This window comes from Methylobacterium sp. Leaf465, assembly GCF_001424705.1.
GTDB lineage: Bacteria > Pseudomonadota > Alphaproteobacteria > Rhizobiales > Beijerinckiaceae > Methylobacterium.
The window spans coordinates 368,444-386,116 of sequence record NZ_LMRA01000001.1 but is presented as its reverse complement, the minus strand read 5'-3'; the positions used below and the strand labels follow the sequence as shown (position 1 = coordinate 386,116).

Annotated in this window: 23 protein-coding genes; 3 read left to right on the top strand and 20 right to left on the bottom strand. The window is 67.6% G+C overall.

Going from position 1 to position 17,673, the window contains the following annotated elements; genetic code table 11:
* Positions 1-83: 83 nt before the first annotated feature.
* From greA to ASG51_RS01685, 8 genes are all read right to left on the bottom strand, one after another.
* A complete protein-coding gene (gene greA / locus ASG51_RS01715) occupies positions 84-545 on the bottom strand; it encodes a transcription elongation factor GreA (RefSeq protein WP_056378627.1) in 462 nt (153 codons plus the stop codon).
* Positions 546-587: 42 nt separating this feature from the next.
* Positions 588-1,574, bottom strand: coding sequence for an MDR family oxidoreductase (locus ASG51_RS01710; RefSeq protein ID WP_056378625.1), 987 nt, complete (start codon positions 1,572-1,574; stop codon positions 588-590).
* Between the two features lie 106 nt (positions 1,575-1,680).
* The gene (locus ASG51_RS01705; protein WP_056211346.1) at positions 1,681-2,268 is read right to left on the bottom strand and encodes a hypothetical protein; all 588 of its coding nucleotides are present in this window, start codon (positions 2,266-2,268) and stop codon (positions 1,681-1,683) included.
* Between the two features lie 193 nt (positions 2,269-2,461).
* Positions 2,462-3,469, bottom strand: a complete 1,008-nt coding sequence (locus ASG51_RS01700) for a cell wall hydrolase (RefSeq protein WP_056354195.1) — start codon at positions 3,467-3,469, stop codon at positions 2,462-2,464.
* A 171-nt stretch (positions 3,470-3,640) separates the two neighbouring features.
* On the bottom strand, positions 3,641-3,904 hold the full coding sequence (locus ASG51_RS01695) for a hypothetical protein (protein ID WP_156389523.1): 264 nt from the start codon (positions 3,902-3,904) through the stop codon (positions 3,641-3,643).
* A gap of 227 nt (positions 3,905-4,131) precedes the next feature.
* Entirely contained in the window at positions 4,132-6,813 is a 2,682-nt protein-coding gene (ppdK, locus tag ASG51_RS01690; protein ID WP_056378621.1) for a pyruvate, phosphate dikinase, read from the bottom strand.
* A 147-nt stretch (positions 6,814-6,960) separates the two neighbouring features.
* Positions 6,961-7,113: a DUF3096 domain-containing protein gene (locus ASG51_RS23065; RefSeq protein WP_082487738.1), complete on the bottom strand. Its 153-nt coding sequence runs from the start codon at positions 7,111-7,113 to the stop codon at positions 6,961-6,963.
* A 61-nt stretch (positions 7,114-7,174) separates the two neighbouring features.
* Positions 7,175-7,816 carry a L,D-transpeptidase gene (locus ASG51_RS01685; RefSeq protein WP_056378618.1) on the bottom strand — a complete coding sequence of 214 codons (642 nt, stop codon included), beginning with the start codon at positions 7,814-7,816 and terminating at the stop codon, positions 7,175-7,177.
* 246 nt (positions 7,817-8,062) lie between these two features.
* On the opposite strand from ASG51_RS01685, the gene ASG51_RS01680 reads away from it, so the two are divergent.
* Positions 8,063-8,509 carry a VOC family protein gene (locus ASG51_RS01680; RefSeq protein WP_056378616.1) on the top strand — a complete coding sequence of 149 codons (447 nt, stop codon included), beginning with the start codon at positions 8,063-8,065 and terminating at the stop codon, positions 8,507-8,509.
* A 22-nt stretch (positions 8,510-8,531) separates the two neighbouring features.
* Here ASG51_RS01680 and ASG51_RS01675 read toward each other — a convergent pair whose 3' ends face one another.
* Positions 8,532-8,975, bottom strand: a complete 444-nt coding sequence (locus tag ASG51_RS01675) for a Crp/Fnr family transcriptional regulator (protein WP_056211334.1) — start codon at positions 8,973-8,975, stop codon at positions 8,532-8,534.
* A 292-nt stretch (positions 8,976-9,267) separates the two neighbouring features.
* On the opposite strand from ASG51_RS01675, the gene ASG51_RS01670 reads away from it, so the two are divergent.
* Positions 9,268-9,462 carry a KGG domain-containing protein gene (locus ASG51_RS01670; protein ID WP_055953126.1) on the top strand — a complete coding sequence of 65 codons (195 nt, stop codon included), beginning with the start codon at positions 9,268-9,270 and terminating at the stop codon, positions 9,460-9,462.
* A gap of 124 nt (positions 9,463-9,586) precedes the next feature.
* Here ASG51_RS01670 and ASG51_RS23795 read toward each other — a convergent pair whose 3' ends face one another.
* Both ASG51_RS23795 and ASG51_RS01665 read right to left on the bottom strand, forming a co-directional pair.
* Positions 9,587-9,898 (bottom strand): hypothetical protein, encoded by a 312-nt coding sequence (locus ASG51_RS23795; RefSeq protein ID WP_162245223.1) that lies wholly within the window; start codon positions 9,896-9,898, stop codon positions 9,587-9,589.
* Positions 9,899-10,406: 508 nt separating this feature from the next.
* Positions 10,407-11,210 (bottom strand): response regulator, encoded by an 804-nt coding sequence (locus ASG51_RS01665; RefSeq protein ID WP_055953119.1) that lies wholly within the window; start codon positions 11,208-11,210, stop codon positions 10,407-10,409.
* A 180-nt stretch (positions 11,211-11,390) separates the two neighbouring features.
* On the opposite strand from ASG51_RS01665, the gene ASG51_RS01660 reads away from it, so the two are divergent.
* On the top strand, positions 11,391-11,615 hold the full coding sequence (locus tag ASG51_RS01660; RefSeq protein WP_056211330.1) for a NepR family anti-sigma factor: 225 nt from the start codon (positions 11,391-11,393) through the stop codon (positions 11,613-11,615).
* 142 nt (positions 11,616-11,757) lie between these two features.
* On the opposite strand, the gene ASG51_RS23060 is transcribed toward ASG51_RS01660, so the two are convergent.
* The 9 genes from ASG51_RS23060 to ASG51_RS01620 all read right to left on the bottom strand — a co-directional run bounded on the left by ASG51_RS23060 (position 11,758) and on the right by ASG51_RS01620 (position 17,442).
* A complete protein-coding gene (locus ASG51_RS23060) occupies positions 11,758-11,934 on the bottom strand; it encodes a DUF1328 domain-containing protein (protein WP_003599466.1) in 177 nt (58 codons plus the stop codon).
* Between the two features lie 180 nt (positions 11,935-12,114).
* Complete coding sequence (locus ASG51_RS01655; RefSeq protein ID WP_056272448.1) at positions 12,115-12,315, bottom strand: hypothetical protein; 201 nt, start codon at positions 12,313-12,315, stop codon at positions 12,115-12,117.
* A gap of 114 nt (positions 12,316-12,429) precedes the next feature.
* Positions 12,430-13,623 carry a hypothetical protein gene (locus ASG51_RS01650; RefSeq protein ID WP_056211486.1) on the bottom strand — a complete coding sequence of 398 codons (1,194 nt, stop codon included), beginning with the start codon at positions 13,621-13,623 and terminating at the stop codon, positions 12,430-12,432.
* A 139-nt stretch (positions 13,624-13,762) separates the two neighbouring features.
* Positions 13,763-13,966 (bottom strand): hypothetical protein, encoded by a 204-nt coding sequence (locus tag ASG51_RS01645; RefSeq protein WP_056272450.1) that lies wholly within the window; start codon positions 13,964-13,966, stop codon positions 13,763-13,765.
* A gap of 91 nt (positions 13,967-14,057) precedes the next feature.
* A complete protein-coding gene (locus ASG51_RS01640; protein WP_056272453.1) occupies positions 14,058-14,498 on the bottom strand; it encodes a response regulator in 441 nt (146 codons plus the stop codon).
* A 154-nt stretch (positions 14,499-14,652) separates the two neighbouring features.
* Entirely contained in the window at positions 14,653-15,516 is an 864-nt protein-coding gene (locus ASG51_RS01635; RefSeq protein ID WP_056378612.1) for a dienelactone hydrolase family protein, read from the bottom strand.
* 130 nt (positions 15,517-15,646) lie between these two features.
* Positions 15,647-16,177, bottom strand: a complete 531-nt coding sequence (locus ASG51_RS24550; RefSeq protein WP_200941314.1) for a hypothetical protein — start codon at positions 16,175-16,177, stop codon at positions 15,647-15,649.
* A gap of 138 nt (positions 16,178-16,315) precedes the next feature.
* Positions 16,316-16,753, bottom strand: a complete 438-nt coding sequence (locus ASG51_RS01625; RefSeq protein WP_244480043.1) for a DUF192 domain-containing protein — start codon at positions 16,751-16,753, stop codon at positions 16,316-16,318.
* A gap of 71 nt (positions 16,754-16,824) precedes the next feature.
* Complete coding sequence (locus tag ASG51_RS01620; RefSeq protein WP_056378610.1) at positions 16,825-17,442, bottom strand: cold-shock protein; 618 nt, start codon at positions 17,440-17,442, stop codon at positions 16,825-16,827.
* Between the last annotated feature and the right edge of the window lie 231 nt (positions 17,443-17,673).

The window sequence follows — 17,673 nt, the reverse complement described above, 5'->3', positions numbered from 1 at the left end:
GGGCTCGGAGCAATCCGAGCCTTTTTTCTTGCGCGTCATTCGGGCCCTGGCCACGGCGCCCTGACCCGATTTACGAGACCCCATCAGGCGATTTCCAGGATCTCGCTCTCGTGCCCGTTCACCTCGACCACATCGCCGGCGACCTTGCCGGTCAGCGCGCGCGCCATCGGCGAGACATAGGAGATCGTGCCTTGGGCCGGGTCGGCCTCGTCCTCGCCGACGATCCGGTAGGTGCGGCGGCTGTCGTCCTCGGCCAGGATCGTCACCATCGAGCCGAAGCGGACCACGTCGCCCGGCTCCGCCTCGACCAACTGCGCGGAACTGCGCCGGGCGGTCCAATAGGCGAGATCGCGGTTCACCCGGGCCACGTCGGCCTGGGCCTCGGGCGTCAGGGCCGAGAACGCGGCCTGAAGGCGTGCGACCTCCGCCTCGATATGGGCCAGGCCCTCGGCGGTGACGAAATTCGGGTGCGACGAGATCTGGCGTTCGGGAAGATCCTCGAACACCGCTTCACCTTCACGCTCACGGACGAATGCTTGGCTCATGATCGGGGAAACGCCCGGCGCCTGCCCGACGTTCCGTCATGCTCAGGCGACCTCGACAACCGTGCGTCCCCGGACCCGGCCTTCGAGGATCGCCCGTGCCACCGTATCGACGCCGGCCAGCGGCACCGTCTGGGTCATCGCCGCCAGCTTGTCGTGATCGAGCTCCCGGGCGAGCCGGTCCCAGGCCGCCCGGCGCTTCGGTTGCGGCGTCGTCACGCTGTTGATGCCGAGCAGAGAGACACCGCGCAGGATGAACGGGGCGACCGAGGTCGGCAGGTCCATGCCCTGCGCCAGACCGCAGGCGGCGACCGCACCGTCCACCTTCGTCCCCGCCAGGACGTTGGCAAGAGTGACCGATCCGACCGCATCCACCGCCGCTGCCCAGCGCTCCTTGGCCAGCGGCTTGCCGGGCTGGCTCAGCTCCGCGCGGTCGAGGATTTCCGAGGCACCGAGGCCGCGCAGGTAGTCGGATTCCGCATCGCGGCCGGTGGAGGCGATGACGTGCCAGCCGGCCTGCGCCAGCAAGGCCACTGCCACGGACCCGACGCCACCCGAGGCGCCGGTAACGAGAACCGGTCCTTGTGACGGAGTCGCGCCGTGGTGGTCGAGGGCCATCAGGCAGAGCATCGCCGTATAACCGGCGGTGCCGATCGCCATCGCCTGGGCGGGGCTCAGGCTCTGGGGAAGCGGCACCAGCCAGTCGCCTTTGACCCGGGCGCGCTGCGCATAGGCCCCGAGATGGGTCTCGCCGACGCCCCAACCGGTGAGCACCACCGCATCGCCGGGCTGGTAGTCGGGATGATCCGAGGTCTCGACGATCCCGGCGAAGTCGATGCCGGGAATCATGGGGAAACGGCGCACCACCGGCGACTTGCCGGTCATCGCCAGCCCGTCCTTGTAGTTCACCGTGGAGTGGGTGACCCGGACCGTGACGTCGCCCGGCATCAGGTCGGCGTCGTCGAAATCCTGGAAGGCGATGGATTGCCCCGTCTCGGTCTTCTCGATGACCCAAGCCTTGAACCGACCCATGGCACGCCTCCACTGACGGGACTGAGGTGTGGCACGGACGGTCCGAATCAAGCGGCCCCGGGCGCCGCTGGCGTCCGGAGCCGGAGAAGGGTCGGCGACGAAGGGCTCAGTAGCCGTCGTAGATGCTGCCGGAGGAGAAGCCGAGGCCGACGCCGACATCGGCCGAGCTGGCACCGGTGATGCCGAAGGCGTCGGGAATCGAGCCGACGGCGAGACTGGGGCCGAAGGCGCCGGGATAGCCGCCCTGGCCGTAATTGGCCGGGACCCAGCCCGACCGGGCGGGCTGCACCAGGACCCGGCGGCGGACGCTGGCGTATTGCGGCGGAAGGGTCTCGGGAATCGTCTGCGCGGGCTGCACGAGGACGCGGCGGCGGCGGACGGAATATTGCGGCGGCACGTCCACCCAGCAACCGATCAGCTCACCATAGGCATCCCGACGAGTCTGCCAGACCCGGCCGCCGGGCGCCACGAGAACACGCTCCGAGACGGTCTCGTAGACCGGAGGAATGGTGCGGTAGACGGTCTCGGCCGGGCGGACGAGGACCTGCTCGGACACCGCGCCGTAGACCGGAGGGGTGTTGACGTGGCGGTAGCACTCGGCGCCGCCGCAGCCGCCGGCCTGGGCGGAGGACAGGGTGATGACGGCGCCCGCGATGGCGGCGAGACTGATACGGGCTGCGACCGGCGTGGTCATGACGGGTTCCTCGGCTCGAAACGCTGGATAGGACGGGATGGCGCGCGAAGCCCGCGCGCATCTCGACGTTCCAGAGGCCGCCAAGTTGCCGCTCGATCAAGCTGTATCGAGACTCAAGGTAAAATTAACCCAAGCTTAGGACTACTTAGAAGTTTCACTGCTTAGGTAAAAACACGCGGAACTGTCGAGAAAATCAGGTCTGACCGCGCTTGAGCTGGTAAAAGATGTGCCGCCCGATGACGTCCATCTTCTTCAGGCGCCGTGACCAGCCTGGTTTCACGTAGTCCGCGTGGTAATGGGTCGCTCCGCCGACTTCGCTTAGATAGGTGCGCCCCTCAATGACCGCGCTGGCGATCCGGGTGGCGTTCTGCCAGGACGGCCCGTCGGCGATGCGCAGGGACTTGCCTTCGCAGGCGAAGGAGAACTGGCAGCCCATGTAGCGGTGGCGGTTCTGATAGACGACGCCGCAGACGTTGCTGGGATAGAGACCGCTCTTCACTCGGTTGAGGACGACCTGGGCGACCGCCGCCTGCCCCTCTTCGGATTCGCTGCGCGCCTCGAAGTACACGGCCTCGGCGAGACAGCGCTGCTCGCGGTCCATGGCGTCGGGACCGATCAGGTCGGCGTAGCGGTGGCGTGCGACGTCCGGGGGCACGGCCGCACCCGGCGTGGCGCCATCCGCCTGGGATCCCCGCGGCGACAGGCCTGGGAAGACGAGGCTCGCGGCGGCGATCTCGATCGGCGTCGCATCGGCCGGGGCCGGGGTGGTCGAGGAGAGCGCTTCCGCGCGGGGAATGGCGGGGGTCGCCCCATCCTCCACCGCGATCACCGAGCCCTCGCTCTCCCCGCTCGCATCGAGGCCGAGGTCGGGGGGTGGTACGAAGCCGGCATCGAGGTCCGGATTCCAGGTCGCCGATCCTGATTCCAGCAAGCCGCTCACGGGCTCCGCGAGGCTCGTCCGTACGACGAGGGCGTCGCCCCGGCCCTCGGCGTAGAGAAGGCCTTCGGTGGTGCCGCGGGTGTAGACCCGGTGCGGCGCGTGCGAGCGCGTCTCCGTCCCCGCAAGCCGGGCCCCGGGGGAGGCCGTCGCGAGGAGCCGAGCCGGACCGGCCGCGCGCCCGGCGGAGCCCGGCGCCATGTCCGTGCCGGCCGTGGCGGTGAAGGAGACGAGCAGCCCGATGCCCGCCGCCCAGGGAGTCATCGCCGCGCTGAGCCAGCGCAGATGCGACGCGCGCCGTACCTGTTTCCTACCCACGCAACCGACTCGCACCAGGATGCCAAACGCTCACACCGCCGGTCCCAGGAGGACACGGAAGCGGCCGTTGCGTTCAACTATCGTGCGGTATGGTTGCGGAGCGGTTAAGCGGGGGCGTCAGAGCGCGCCGGGACGACCGTGCATCGCCGCCAGGCTGCCGACCAGGGTCGCGAGGTTCGAGCGTCCGCTCCCCTGCGCGCCGGCGATCCGCTCGGCATCGGCCCCGCTCTGCGTGGCGACGGCGAAGACGAACAGCACGATGGTGGCGAGGCCGCTCAGGCCGGCCACGATCCAGAGATACGCCTGCTGCATCACGCGGGGCAGCGGGACAGCGACGGGACTTTCATTGAGAAACAGGGGGGGTGGGCTGGTGTCGTTCATGCCGGCGATCCCACGCGTTGGCTGCCGCCCCAGTCAGCAGGGTTGCCTGCGCGTCATGGTTTGGCACTAGCACTGAACGTGCCCGCGCGGAATCGGTTCGCCGCGTTTTCGACAATTTGTTGAACGGTTCGTTCGACCGTTGACCCGGGACGGCGCGCGGCCGTCCCGATCCGTCATCGTCGGGCCGCGGCGACACTGTGCGGGTCGCCGCGGCCCCTCGTGCGATCCTACTTGGCAGCCTTTGCTGCCTTGGCGGCAAGAGCCGCCTGGGCGGCCGCGAGACGGGCGATCGGCACCCGGTAGGGCGAGCACGACACGTAGTCGAGGCCGACGTCCTGGCAGAACGCCACCGAGGCCGGGTCGCCGCCGTGCTCGCCGCAGATGCCGAGCTTGATGTCGGGACGAACCGCCCGGCCGCGCTCCACGCCGATGCGCACGAGTTCGCCGACGCCTTCCTGATCGATGCTGATGAACGGATCCGCCGCCAGGATGCCCTTCTGCGTGTAGGCGCCGAGGAAGGTCGCGGCATCGTCGCGGGAGATGCCGAGGGCGGTCTGCGTCAGGTCGTTGGTGCCGAAGGAGAAGAACTCCGCCGTCTCGGCGATGTCGCCGGCCCGGAGCGCAGCCCGGGGCAGCTCGATCATCGTGCCGACTTGGTAATCAACCGTGCCGCCCGTTTCGGCAGCGACGGCCTTCGCCATGGCATCGATGCGCGCCTTGACGATGTCGAACTCCATCTTGGTGAAGACGAGCGGCACCATCACCTCGGGAGTGACGGGCGCGCCGGTCTCCTTGGCGGCCTGGACGGCAGCCTCGAAGATCGCGCGGGCCTGCATCTCGGCGATCTCCGGGAAGGCGATGGCGAGGCGGCAGCCGCGGAAACCGAGCATCGGGTTGAACTCGTGCAGCTCCGTCATGCGGCGGCGCAGCTTGTCCTCCGAGACGCCCGTGCTCGTGGCGACGTCGCGGACCTCCTCGTCGGTATGCGGCAGGAATTCGTGCAGCGGCGGATCCAGGAGGCGGATCGTGACGGGCAGGCCCGACATGATCGTGAACAGCTCGACGAAGTCCTGGCGCTGGTAGGGCAGGATCTTGGCGAGCGCCGCGCGGCGGCCCTCCACGTCGTCGGCGAGGATCATCTCGCGCACGGCGACGATGCGGTCACCCTCGAAGAACATGTGCTCGGTGCGGCACAGGCCGATGCCCTCGGCGCCGAAGTTGCGGGCGGCGCGCGCGTCGGTCGGGGTGTCCGCGTTGGTGCGGACCTTCATGGTACGCACCTTGTCGGCCCAGCCCATGAGGGTGGCGAACTCGCCCGACAGGGACGGCTCCAGCATCGCCACCTCGCCGAGGAGAACCTGACCCGTCGAGCCGTCGATGGTAATCTTGTCGCCGGCGTTCAGGGTGGTCCCGGCGACCGAGAGGGTGCCGGCCTTGTAGTCCACGCGGATCGAGCCGACGCCGGAGACGCAGGGCTTGCCCATGCCGCGGGCCACCACGGCCGCGTGGCTGGTCATGCCGCCGCGGGTGGTGAGGATGCCCTCGGAGGCGTGCATGCCGTGGATGTCCTCCGGCGAGGTCTCCACGCGCACCAGGATACACTTGCGCTCGGCCTTGCGAGCGGCCTCGGCATCCTCGGAGTTGAAGACGATCTCGCCGGTGGCGGCGCCCGGCGAGGCCGGCAGGCCGGCGGCGATGACCTTGCGCTCGGCCTTCGGGTCGATGGTCGGGTGCAGGAGCTGATCGAGGGCGGCGGGCTCGACGCGGCCGATGGCCTCCTCCTCGGTGATCAGGCCTTCCGCGGCCAGATCGACGGCGATCCGCAGGGCCGCCTTGGCGGTGCGCTTGCCGTTACGGGTCTGGAGCATCCAGAGCTTCCCGCTCTCGATGGTGAACTCCATGTCCTGCATGTCGCGGTAGTGGTTCTCGAGGAGGCCGTAGATCCGCACCAGCTCCGCATAGGAGTCGGGCATGGCAAGCTCCATCGACGGACGGTCGGACTTCGCCTCGATGCGGGCCTTCTCGGTGATGTCCTGCGGGGTGCGGATGCCCGCCACCACGTCCTCGCCCTGGGCGTTGATCAGGAACTCGCCGTAGAGGGCGCGCTCACCGGTGGACGGGTTGCGGGTGAAGGCGACGCCGGTGGCCGAGGTGTCGCCCATGTTGCCGAACACCATGGCCTGGACGTTGACGGCCGTGCCCCAGCTCTCCGGAATGCTGTTCAGCTCGCGGTACTTCTTCGCGCGCGGAATCATCCAGGAATCGAACACCGCGCCGATGGCGCCCCAGAGCTGGTCCTCGGGGGCCTGCGGGAAATCGGCGCCGTGCTCGGCCTTCACGATGGCCTTGTACTTGCCGACGAGGTGCTTCCAGTCCTCGGCCCCGAGCTCGGTGTCGAGGCTGACGCCCTTGCCTTCCTTGTAGTACTCCAGCGCCTCCTCGAAGGCGTGGTGCTCCACGCCGAGGACGACGTTCGAGTACATGGTGATGAAGCGGCGGTAGGAATCGTAGGCGAAGCGCGGGTCGCCGGCGCCCTGCGCCAGGGCCTCGACCGTGATGTCGTTGAGGCCGAGGTTGAGCACGGTGTCCATCATGCCCGGCATCGAGGCGCGGGCGCCCGAGCGGACCGAGACGAGGAGCGGGTTCTCCGGATCGCCGAAGCCGCGTCCGGTGAGCGCGCCGACGGCGTCCAGGGCGGCCTTGACCTGGCTCTTCAGCTCGTCCGGATACTGCTGTCCGTGGTCGTAATAGTACGTGCAGACTTCGGTCGTGATGGTGAAACCGGGTGGTACCGGAAGACCGAGATTCGACATCTCCGCGAGGTTCGCGCCCTTCCCGCCCAGGAGGTTGCGCATGGACGACTGGCCCTCGGCCTTGCCGTCACCGAAGGAGTAGACCCACTTGCCCATCTGTATCCGTCCGCTTGCAGGAGTGAACACTGCCCCATGCCTAACACGGCGGGTTGGACCATCTTCTGCTGCAACGCAAGATGAACGGCTTCTCCAGGCGGGCACCGCGTGACGCTTCGGGCCCGCTGTAACGGAGCCGTTGCCGGATCAGCCGAGCGCGCGGAAGACGCCGAGGCCGATCAGGCCGACCAGGATGAGGTAGATCGCCACGATGAAGTTCAGCAGCCGCGGGACGATCAGGATCAGCACGCCGGCGGCCAGGGCGATGACGGGCTGAAGACTGGAGATCGTGATGGTCATGGGGCGCGCTCCGGCACGGCTTCAGGACTTGTCGGCGCCGCGCGGCGGCTCAGAGGCGGTGTCAGACGCGGTACTTGCCGTTGCGCCTGACCAGGACCTGCGTACCCACGGGCACCCGCTCGTAGAGGTCGACGATGTCCTCGTTGAGCATCCGCACGCAACCGGACGACATCTGCTCGCCGATGCTCCAGGGCTCGTTGGTGCCGTGGATGCGGAAGAGGATGTCGCGGTTGCCCTGGTAGAGGTAGAGGGCGCGGGCGCCGAGGGGATTGTCGACGCCGCCCTTTCGGGTGCGCGGCAGGTCCGGGTTGAGGGAGACCATCGTGGTGGTGGGGCTCCAGTCGGGCCAGACACCCTTGCGTCCGACCCGGGCCTGGCCCTTCCAAGAGAAGCCGAGCTTGCCCACGCCGACGCCGTACTGCACCGCCGTCCCGTCCTCCTGCACCAGGGCGAGCTGCCGGTTGTCGATGTCGACGACGATCGTGCCGGGCTTCTCCGGACCGGTGTAGCGCACCACCTGCCGGCGATACTTCGGATCGAGCCGGGACTTGTCGACCAGGGGGACGTCGTAGGGCTTGTCCGGCATCGTGCCGGTGTACCAGGCCGCTTCGTCGTCCTGGGCCAGGTTCACGGGGCCATGGGACTGGCATGCCGCGAGGGGCGCGATCAGGATCAGGCCGAGGATGAGGCGGCGGGACGGCATGGACAGCTCCACGTTTCGACGCGTCGGAGGACGGCTCTGTCCCCTGACTACCGCTCCCGGGGCGCCGACGTTGTGTCATTCCCGCCGCAGGTAAGCAGTTGCGTGCTCGAGCAGCCCTGCGGCGGAGGCGTCCGAGATCGGATGATGACGGCGGGACGAGCCGGGCTGCGCCCCGCGCATTGCATCGCGCGAACGGGACTTCCATGATGGCTCCGGGCCGCCATGGGCTCCGGAGTACGGGTGACGATGGTCGAAACGCAGGTGCTTTCCGAGATCGATGCGGGCGCCCCTCTGGCCGACCTCGCCCCCGCCGTCCATCTTGACCACTGCGTCATCCAAGTCACGGACTGGGAGCGCTCGAACGCGTTCTATCGTGACGTGATGGGGGCCGAGATCATCTCCCGCGGGTCGGCCTTCGTCTATCGCTTCGGCGGCGTCCAACTGAACGTGCACGGGCCGGGGGTGAACGCGACGCCGCTGGCGCGGATCCCCGTGCAGCCGGGGAACAGCGATCTGTGCTTTCGCTGGTCGGGCACGATCGAGCAGGCCGCCGACCACCTCGCGTCGCTGGGCGTGACGATCGAGCTCGGACCCGTGGAGCGCAACGGTGCCGCCGGCGCCGGGGTGAGCCTCTACTTCCGAGACCCTGACGGCTCCCTGATGGAGTTCATCACCTACCCGGCCTCCCCGTAGGCACGCGGCTCGGCCTTCGCCCTCAGCCCCGGCTCTGGGCGAGCTGCTGGTTGGTCTGTTCGAGGCGGAGCGCCAGTTCGCGCATCACCGCGATGGCGATGGGCGGGAACTGCGCCAGAAGTTCCAGGAAGACCGTCCGATCGATGCGCAGGGCCATGGCCGGATCGACTGCGGCGACGGTCGCCGAGCGCGGCTGGTCGGCGAGGATGCCCATCTCCCCCACGAGGGCGTTCGCGCCCAGCAGCGCCAGGCGAAAAGGACCTTGCGGTCCGTCGATGGAGACCTCCGCCGAACCTTCCAGGAGAAGATAGGCCGCATCGGCCGCGTCGCCCCGAGCGAAAAGCTGCTGGCCGGCCTCGAAATGCACGCGCTCGCTGGTGAAGGCGAGAAGCTTCAGGCGCGACGGCTCGACACCGCGGAACAGGGGCACCTGGCGAAGGGACGAAACCTCTGTCTCGAGGGTCATTGAGTCGGGCTCCCGTGACGCGACGTCCCTCCCGGTCCGGCACGATCCTGGCGCATCCAATGCGGGTCGGCGCCCCTTTGTCCAGACCCCGACGGCCCGAGGGCTGCGGCGCCCCCAGCGGAAGCGATCCGCCTGGGCCTCAGCCCGTCAGAACAGCCTCCACATCTAACGGTTAAGCTTAAATTAATCGCCAATCCTCGGGGCCTGGACTGCTCGCTCAGCGATCAGATGAGGAACCATCGATATTCGCAAAGGTTGTCTTGGCAGTGAACGCAAAGCTGAGGAGGCGCTGATGGCATCAGGAAATTCCACCTCGAAGCGAGGTTTCGCATCGATGGACCTCGAACGGCAGCGGGAAATCGCGAGCAAGGGCGGCCGCAGCGTGCCGGCCGAGAAGCGCTCGTTCTCGCAGGATCGCGAGTTGGCCTCGAATGCGGGCCGCAAGGGCGGTCAGTCGAGCGGCTCCGGCCGTCCCGGCGACGAGTAGCACACGTTTCGGCGCGTGGCCCTCAGGGCTACGCGCCTTTTTCGTGCCCTCTGAATCTACGAGAACGCCCCGCTCGAACAGAACGGGGCGTTCTCGTACGGTTAGATTGTTAGATCGGTCTCGGTCAGGTCATGCAACGGCCCGGCACCATACGACGGGCCTCCGGACCGGCCAGGGAACTGATGGCCCGCTCGCAGCCTTCCTGGAGCGGCTTGCGCAGCCGGAGCAGCTCCCTGTCGCTGGCCGTCCTCCCTAGAGCGGGAGAAACCGGCTCGGAACGCGGTGCCGCACTCGGAACGGACGCGAGATACACCTGGCCAGCCGTTGCCGGAATGTCGCGGATTTCGGGATTTTCTTGCTGCGCAAGCGAAGCGACCGGTTTGGTTGCGGGCGCCCACTGATCGGCTGCCAAGCGGATCGTCGGATGGATCAGCAACGTCAGTATGGCCGCCGGTCCACTCACGCTGAGAAAGAAGCCAGACCGAGACATAGTCTTAATCTCCGCGCAGAGCTTGACAGGTTGTCAGCTCAACGCAGACCGCAAACAACGGTTCCTTAACCCTTTTGATCTGGATATCCAGTCCTTAAGGCGATGCGTCGCATTCTCTGGATTGCCGAGGCCATGGCCCGGGGCCTCTCGGATCCCGTGGCGAATTTGCATCGGCACAGGAAAAAGCGCTCGCCGAGATGGCGGGTCGGAACCGCCCCGGGCGCTGGTCGTTGTTCCTGCACCCGGCCGCCTGGTCCTCCCCCGCATTCCCCTTGTGCATAGGCCGGAACCTTTCAACGGGTCGGAGCAAATCCGACCCGTTTTTTTGTGCCGGTTTTCCGGGCGGCGGTGGCCCGTGAAGGTGGCGTGAAAAAACCCCGGCCGCTGGACCGGGGTTCGTTTCGTCGCTCGTAAGCCGATCCTCGCAGGCGGCCAATACGCGCTTGGCGGACGATCAGGCCGATTTGGCCTCGCGCCGCCGCGCGCTCTGCTGAAAGAACAGCGCTTGGCTGATCACCGCCGAGACGTTGGCGGGCTGGAAAGGCTTGGCGATGAGGAAGGCCGGCTCGGGCCGCTCGCCGGTGAGGAAGCGCTCGGGATAGGCCGTGATGAAGATCACCGGAACCTCGAAGGTCTTCAGGAGGTCGTTCACCGCGTCGAGCCCGGAGCTGCCATCGGCGAGCTGGATGTCGGCCAGGATCAGGCCCGGGCGCGTGCCGCCGGAGGCGATCTTGATCGCTTCGGTGCGGGTGCGTGCGACGCCGATCACATTGTGGCCCAGGCCTTCCACGAGCGCTTCGAGATCCATCGCGATCAGCGGCTCGTCCTCGATGATGAGGATCTCGGTCGCCATGTCGGCGGCGAGCTCGCGTCCGGCTTCGTCCACGAGGTCGCGGACCTGGCTGACGTCGACGTCGAGGATGATCGCGGCATCCTCCTCGGAGAAGCCCTCGAGGCAGGAGAGCAGGAAGGCCTGGCGCGGCAGAGGCGTGATCTGACCGAGGCGGACTTCCGCCGGCAGATCGTGCTGAACCTGCTCGCTCTGGCCGTTCACCGAGAGCGAGTTCCAGATGCGGGTGAAGACGCGGAACAGGTCGGCCTTTACGTTGGAGCTGCGGCCGAGTGTCTCCGGCTCGTTCACGAGTGTTTCCAGCGTGGCTGCCACGTAGGCGTCGCCAGCAACCTGGCTGCCGGTCAGCGCCCGCGCATAACGGCGCAGGTACGGCAGATGCTGAACGACGAGTTGAGCTGTCGACATTATATCCCCTTGGCTTTGCCGTTCTATCGGGCGCCTCCGCCACAACGCGGAATGCAGGGCTCCGTTCCGCTGAGCGGGAACCGATTGTTCACACCAGCGTTGCAGGTGCAGCCATGGCCTATGTGAAGCCGCAAAACAATCGCGGCGATGTCGCTTGTCGACATCCAAGGGGACCGACGTATGGACGAAAACGGACCGGGTGCCGGCCCCTCACCCGAGGGTGCCGACCCGAAGACAGGCGACGCTTTGCCCGGGCAGGGCCTGAGTGATCATACTCAGAAGCGAATCGGGCTTCACCTGCGGGCCATGTACGACACCATCGTGCAACAACCGGTGCCGGATCGATTCCGCGATCTCATTGCCAAACTCGACGCCTCGGCCACCAATTCCGAGCCCTCGAGCTGAGGCGGTTCCCGTCGCACCTGCATTCCCTCCCTGGGCCGCATAGGTCCGTGGCGGCGCCTCCGCCCGCATCGAAAAAGGGCCGCTCTTCGTGAGCGGCCCTTTTCATGTCTTCAAACGTCCGGCGCGCTTGCGTCGAGGGACGTCAGAGCGTCGGCGAACGACCGCGCATCAGGCCGATCACGGCCGAGATGGCGAACAGGACGATCGCGACGAAGAACACGAGCTTCGCGGCTTCCATCGCCGTGCCGGCAATTCCACCGAAACCAAGCAGCGCCGCGACGAGGGCGACGACCAGGAACGTAACGGCCCATCCGAGCATGTGACTCTACCCTTCATCAAGTACGGTGCAGCATCGGCTGCGACCTCATGACAGCATAACGCCAAGTTAGCGGGACGGTTCCTGGGTTCGTCACAGGTTCGCCACGTTTTCCCCGGGCGATGGACGGCACGTTTCACTCGGTTCTTCGATGGCGCCGCAGGGCGGAAACCAGGATCGGCGTCACAGAGCGTTGCGGCGGACGACGCGTCGCCAGACGAGACCGGCTAGGGCGAGGGCGAGGCCGTACTGCGCGAAGCCGTTCTCCGCGAGATCGCCGATCGATCCGTGCATCTGAAGCAGAAGGCGCGTCAGGCCATTCAGGACGATCACGGTGCCACAGAACAACGCTGACGCGGCTAGGATAGCGATGAAATCGGGCATGGCGGCGTATCCGGTTGACCCGGACACCTCCACGCAAAGCGTGCGCCAGAGCCCCGATCCCTCACGAATGCGGGCTTTCGCCTCCCGGCCGTACGGCAGGGCTGAACGCCCGCGTCAGGGGCGGCGCGACGCCGCCGGCTTCGGGCGGGTACCCGTCGTCGCCGGGGTCGGTGCGGCGGCCGGCTGGGCCGCGGGCGGGCGCGGCGTTTCCACGACGAGACGTTTGACCGGCCAGCCGTCGGCCCAACGCTCCATGTCGCTGAAGCGCGGGTTGGCTTTCAAGCCCGCGGCGTCTGTTCCACCGAAGGCCGCGGCCGCGGCGAGGTCGAAGGTCTTCCAATAGGCGAGATAGTCGAGGCTGTCGGCGCGGGAATTGTTGATCTGGGAGACCAGGGTGGTTTGCTCGCCGGTGAGGGCCATGTCGGGCGACCACTTGAAGGGCGGTGCCGGCTGCTTCGGGTCGCGGGGCGGCTCTGGCGGCAGCTTGATTGCCGATCCGTCATAGGCGGCATCCACGCCGGCCGGCGACGTCAGCGTCGCGGCCAGGGCGGGAAACCCATGGTCGTCCGAGAGGGCGCGCACGAACAGCTTGCGCTCGCTCGGCACGCCGCTGGCCTCCCGCAGAAGGCGTCGCCCCGCCAGGTCCGCAGCCCGCGCGTCCCGGTCGCCGATGACGGTGATGACCAGAGTCTCGGGCGCGATCCGGCCGAGATCGTGCAGGACGATCCCACGGGCACGTGCGTCGCTGGCGATACCGCCGGGCATGATCGCGAAGACGAGACGCGGGATCGGCAGGCCCTGCTCGGCCGCGTCGGCGGCGAGGTTGGCGGCGATCGGTGCGCCGGCGAGGTGCCCGATGACTGCGACCCGCTTCGGGTCGGGCTTGGCGTCGGCATCGCTCGCCAGGTCGGACAGCGTCGACTTGAGGATGCGCTCGGCGATCGCGCTCGCCTCCGACGGGCGCGTCCGGTTGAGGTCCTGAAAGCGCGGAAAGATGACGAGCGAGCCGGTTCGGGCGAGGTGGTCGATCCAGCTGCCGTAGGCCTGCGGATTGGGGGCCCCCCAAGCGTGAAGGAAGACGACGACCGGGCGGCCCTCGGCCGGTGCGGCGCCCGCCTTGTGGAAGACGAAGCTGCCGGAGCCGGCCTTGCCGAGGCCGCGCTTCACGACGGTCGCAGCGCGATCGCCGACCCCGCCGGGCCCTTCCGCGGGCTGGCTCGGCGGGGCGGCGGCGATGGCTGGAACGACCGCCGCCATCAGCGCGGCGAGGCCCAGAGCGGCGACGCCGAGGCTCAGTGTGAAACGCATGGACAGTCCGATGACGCGGCCCGTGAGCTTCGAAGGCCAGTCCTCGCGAAGCACGGATCGAATGTGGGCCGAACCATACGGCAATCCGACGCGTCTGAGTGCGGTATTCCCGCCGCACTGGGCCGGCGGAATGTGGGATTCAGCGCTTGAACTGGCCGCGCCGCTCGTCGATCATTGCCGCAAGTCGCATCAGATCGTTGGGCTGCGTTGCGTCGGTAACCGCTCGATAGACGTCGCGAAGACTGCTCCCGAGTGTCGCGAGCATCCGATCTTCGGGCAAGGCGGTCAGGGACGACCACGCTTCATCCAAACGCTGGGCACGGACCGATGGGGCAAAGTTCATCGTCGGCTTTCGGGCCATCGCGCGGCCTCTCGATTGCGTGAACCCGGACAACGGTCAAGCGCCCCGATGTTTCCACTGATCTATGATAATTTCAGGTTCCGCGCAGAGGGGAGCCGATGACGTCCGGCCCGGAGGCTGCGTCGTCGGGGCGTCCGGCGGCCTCCTCGACCCAGGCCAGGATATCCGCGGCGCGCCAGGGCTTTGGAATGAACGTCGCCGAGACGCGCAGGTCGCTGGGCTGGTCCCCGGCATCGCCGGAGGTCAGAAGGACCCGGACACGCGGCCAGGTGACGCCGATGATCCGGGCCAGTTCGAAGCCCCCGATCGGCCCCGGTGTGCGGACATCCGAGAAGACTACGCTGACCTCATCGCCCCGATCATTGAGGATCGCCAGGGCGCGTTCGGCCGTCTCGGCCTCGATCACCCGGAAGCCGGTCTCTTCGAGAAGCTCGGCCGCGAGGAACCGCTCATCTGGCTCGTCCTCGACGACGAGGATCACGGGACGTGCGTCAGATGGGGTCACTGCACTCATGGGTCCGGTACGCTCTTCGGGCCAGAACGGCGGGCCAAGTGCAATCTTGCGCCACGGAGGCGCGAAGCTGTCAATGTGGCGGAACCGACCAATAGCCCCGAAGGAACGCCGCGCAGGCTCGTTGTGCTTTCAGTGCCACGCTTTCGCGAGGTTTTTAGCCAACACCATGAGATTTGAGAAAGGCTAGGGCCCGCGCCCAACCGTCCTTCGCATCGCCTTCACGGTAGCTCGGCCGGTAATCCGCATGAAATCCATGCGGCGCGTCCGGATACACGACGAGCTCCACCGACTTGCCAGCGGCCTTGGCCTTGTCCCGCGCCGCTTCCACGGCCGGGACCGGGATGCCGGTATCCGCGCCACCGTACAGGCACAGGAGCGGTGCGTTGATGTCCGCCGCCAGATCCGTGGCCGTGCGAGGCTGGATCTCGGTGCGCTCACCGCCGACGGGTCCGTACCACGCGACCCCCGCCTTGAGGTCCTTCCGGTGGGCGGCGTAGAGCCAGACGCCACGGCCGCCGCGGCACCAGCCCATCGTTCCGATCCGTGACGGATCACCACGCGAGGCCGAGACCGCCCAGCCCGCGGCGGCGTCCAGGTCGGCGATCCATTGGGCGTCCGGAGTCTTCGAGATGACATCGCGAATGATCACCTTCGCGTCCGTCATGGTCGAAAGATCGCCCTGGCGGGCATAGAGCTCGGGAGCGACCGCACAGTAGCCGACCTTAGCGAGCCGGCGGCAGATATCCTTGATGTAGTCGTGAACGCCGAAGATCTCTTCGATGACGAGGATGACCGGAAACGGCCCCTCTCCCTTCGGCATGGCCCGGTATCCGGGCATCGGGCCATCGGCGGCGGGGATCTTCACTTCACCGGCTTCGATGTCCTCGGCGTCGGTCCTGATGACCTGGGCCTCGACGGAACTCGTCGCGAGGGTCAGCCCCGTCATCAGGCTCGTCATGACGAAACCGCGTCGGGAAAAGGGCGGTGTCAGGAGTCCGTCGAGGCCCTCGAGCGGCATGGTGTCAGCGCGATGATCCGACGTGTGCGACATGGTGTTCCCGGGGCGAACTGGGAGAAGCGATCGCGCGGGACGAAGACATCCTGGATCGCAACCGGGAAGTTAGGGCTCGGCGCCGCGCCGAACAGTCTCAGAGGGCCACGCGCTGGCGTGCCGCCTCGCCCGTCCGCGGATCGGCCGGCGAACCTGCGCGCCGCGTCGCCGAACGGGCCTCGCCGGCCGGGGTGCGCTTCCGGGCCACCCCGGAACTCGCCGGCTTCGGCCGAACGAGATCGCCCAGGGGCACGAAGCCCACGTCGCCCCGTCGCGTCCCGGCGCCGGCGACCACCCCAAAGGCGATCGCGAAGGACTGCGAGAGGCCGGAATCCATCTCGACCCCGAATGCCGCCACGGCGGCGAGGAACGCTTCCCGGAAGCTGCGCGGTGTGCACCAGCTCTTCTCGGCCAGATGCATCGGCCATTCCCAGAGGTCGCCCCGCCGCTGGGAAACCATGTCACGCGCGATGAAATAGCCGGTCTCGCGATGCTCGAGGCCGTCGGCGGCGACGCACCAGTCGGCGTTCTCGAACAGGATCGCCGTCGGCTGGCACCCATGGTCGGGGGACAGGTCGTCGAGAGGCAGATCGTCCAGAGGCGAGTCGTCCAAGGGCAGGTCGAACATGATGTCCCCTCTTCGCCAGCTTCGGAGCCGCCGCGCGGCCGTCCCGAAATGGATCAGAACATTGAGGGAACAGTGGGGATAAATCGATCGAGCGTCAAGGGTTTGTTCTTGGTGTGTTCGATCGGAGCAAAGGCAGCTCTAGCGCGGCGTCCGCTCGAACAGCGCATGCTCCACCCGATCTCCGGCATGGATCCGAAGACGCGCGGCCGTTCCGGCGTTCAGCTCCAGCACGGAGAGAACCGGCTCGTTCGAGGGGATCACCTTGGTGGAGAGCGGCTCGGTATCGGCGGCGATCTTGGCGATGGTGCCGTCGGACCGTATGAACAGCATGTCGAGCGGCAGGTAGGTGTTCTTCATCCACATGGCCACGGGCGCCGAGGCCTGGAAGTCGAACAGCATGCCGTGGTCGGGCGCCATGGTGCGCCGGTACATCAATCCGCGCGAGCGGTCGGCATCGGTGCGCATCACCTCGACGGCGAAGACGTGCCGCCCCTGGCGGCCGACGATGCTCAGCGGCTCGGTCGGCCCGGAGGCCGCATCCTGCGCCGTCGCGTGGCCGAGGAGTAGCCCGAACAAGGCGAGGGCGAGGAGTGCGCGAATCCCGTCGCGCCAATCGATCAAACGTCGCGTGACCACCGGACCATCCGTCAGTGTGAGGCGGGCAGTGCACCGTCGAGGAGCCGAACTTCGGCGGCCATCTTGCCCTTAGAACCATCGCCGTAGCGGACGAGAACGGTCTCGCCCGGCTTGAGTTCGGCGATTCCGTAACGGCGGAGCGTCTCCATGTGAACGAAGATATCCGGCGTCCCGTCGCCGCGGCTGAGGAATCCGAAGCCGCGCAGGCGATTGAACCACTTCACCACGGCGGTTTCGAGGCCGCTGGTCGGCGAGACGGTGACGTGGGTGCGCGGCAGGGGCAGTTCGGAGGGATGAAGCGCGGTGGACTGATCGAGGGAGATGACCCGGAAGGCCTGCCAGCCGCGGGGCCGCTCCGTGGCCTCGACCACCACGCGGGCTCCCTCGCTGGCGCTCTGATGCCCGTCCCGACGCAGGCAGGTGATGTGGAGGAGCACGTCGGCCGAGCCGTCGTCCGGCACGATGAAGCCGAAGCCCTTCGCCACGTCGAACCATTTGATCCGGCCCGATACCTCCGTGAGGTCGAGCGGGCGCTGCGCCTCGGCGCCCTGGCCCTCGACGGCGCGGGTGTCGTCCTGCTCTCCCGACGAACGCTGCCCGAAGGGGCCTGAACCGAACTCGTCAGACATGTAAGCAACCCACACCGAATCACGTCTCGCGACCCGCACCAGAGATTAACAAAGTCATGACTCGGCGGAAGCCCGTTTGGCGATCCTCGTTGGACTTCGATGCCGCATTGTTCGGCAGGGCGGTGCGGGGGCAACAGCAGACCCCCGACGATCGCGCCCCAAGCTCGCGCTGAGCTTCAGTATTTTTTTGGCTCGGATCGTCGGCGATCAAAATTTGTTAGCCAAGGGCGC

What these genes read in the sequence shown, in the direction of transcription:
- ASG51_RS01655 (WP_056272448.1), bottom strand. Translation starts at nt 12,315, where the DNA reads ATGCCCGATTTCATCGCTATCCTAGCCGCGTCAGCGTTGTTCTGTGGC.
- ASG51_RS01695 (WP_156389523.1), bottom strand. Translation starts at nt 3,904, where the DNA reads ATGAACGACACCAGCCCACCCCCCCTGTTTCTCAATGAAAGTCCCGTC.
- ASG51_RS23065 (WP_082487738.1), bottom strand. Translation starts at nt 7,113, where the DNA reads ATGACCATCACGATCTCCAGTCTTCAGCCCGTCATCGCCCTGGCCGCC.
- ASG51_RS01640 (WP_056272453.1), bottom strand. Translation starts at nt 14,498, where the DNA reads ATGAGTGCAGTGACCCCATCTGACGCACGTCCCGTGATCCTCGTCGTC.
- ASG51_RS01635 (WP_056378612.1), bottom strand. Translation starts at nt 15,516, where the DNA reads ATGCCGCTCGAGGGCCTCGACGGACTCCTGACACCGCCCTTTTCCCGA.
- ASG51_RS01680 (WP_056378616.1), top strand. Translation starts at nt 8,063, where the DNA reads ATGGTCGAAACGCAGGTGCTTTCCGAGATCGATGCGGGCGCCCCTCTG.
- ASG51_RS01710 (WP_056378625.1), bottom strand. Translation starts at nt 1,574, where the DNA reads ATGGGTCGGTTCAAGGCTTGGGTCATCGAGAAGACCGAGACGGGGCAA.
- ASG51_RS01685 (WP_056378618.1), bottom strand. Translation starts at nt 7,816, where the DNA reads ATGCCGTCCCGCCGCCTCATCCTCGGCCTGATCCTGATCGCGCCCCTC.
- greA (WP_056378627.1), bottom strand. Translation starts at nt 545, where the DNA reads ATGAGCCAAGCATTCGTCCGTGAGCGTGAAGGTGAAGCGGTGTTCGAG.
- ASG51_RS24550 (WP_200941314.1), bottom strand. Translation starts at nt 16,177, where the DNA reads ATGTTCGACCTGCCCTTGGACGACTCGCCTCTGGACGATCTGCCTCTC.
- ASG51_RS01700 (WP_056354195.1), bottom strand. Translation starts at nt 3,469, where the DNA reads ATGACTCCCTGGGCGGCGGGCATCGGGCTGCTCGTCTCCTTCACCGCC.
- ppdK (WP_056378621.1), bottom strand. Translation starts at nt 6,813, where the DNA reads ATGGGCAAGTGGGTCTACTCCTTCGGTGACGGCAAGGCCGAGGGCCAG.
- ASG51_RS01675 (WP_056211334.1), bottom strand. Translation starts at nt 8,975, where the DNA reads ATGACCCTCGAGACAGAGGTTTCGTCCCTTCGCCAGGTGCCCCTGTTC.
- ASG51_RS01650 (WP_056211486.1), bottom strand. Translation starts at nt 13,623, where the DNA reads ATGCGTTTCACACTGAGCCTCGGCGTCGCCGCTCTGGGCCTCGCCGCG.
- ASG51_RS01645 (WP_056272450.1), bottom strand. Translation starts at nt 13,966, where the DNA reads ATGAACTTTGCCCCATCGGTCCGTGCCCAGCGTTTGGATGAAGCGTGG.
- ASG51_RS01665 (WP_055953119.1), bottom strand. Translation starts at nt 11,210, where the DNA reads ATGTCGACAGCTCAACTCGTCGTTCAGCATCTGCCGTACCTGCGCCGT.
- ASG51_RS23060 (WP_003599466.1), bottom strand. Translation starts at nt 11,934, where the DNA reads ATGCTCGGATGGGCCGTTACGTTCCTGGTCGTCGCCCTCGTCGCGGCG.
- ASG51_RS01670 (WP_055953126.1), top strand. Translation starts at nt 9,268, where the DNA reads ATGGCATCAGGAAATTCCACCTCGAAGCGAGGTTTCGCATCGATGGAC.
- ASG51_RS01660 (WP_056211330.1), top strand. Translation starts at nt 11,391, where the DNA reads ATGGACGAAAACGGACCGGGTGCCGGCCCCTCACCCGAGGGTGCCGAC.
- ASG51_RS01705 (WP_056211346.1), bottom strand. Translation starts at nt 2,268, where the DNA reads ATGACCACGCCGGTCGCAGCCCGTATCAGTCTCGCCGCCATCGCGGGC.
- ASG51_RS01620 (WP_056378610.1), bottom strand. Translation starts at nt 17,442, where the DNA reads ATGTCTGACGAGTTCGGTTCAGGCCCCTTCGGGCAGCGTTCGTCGGGA.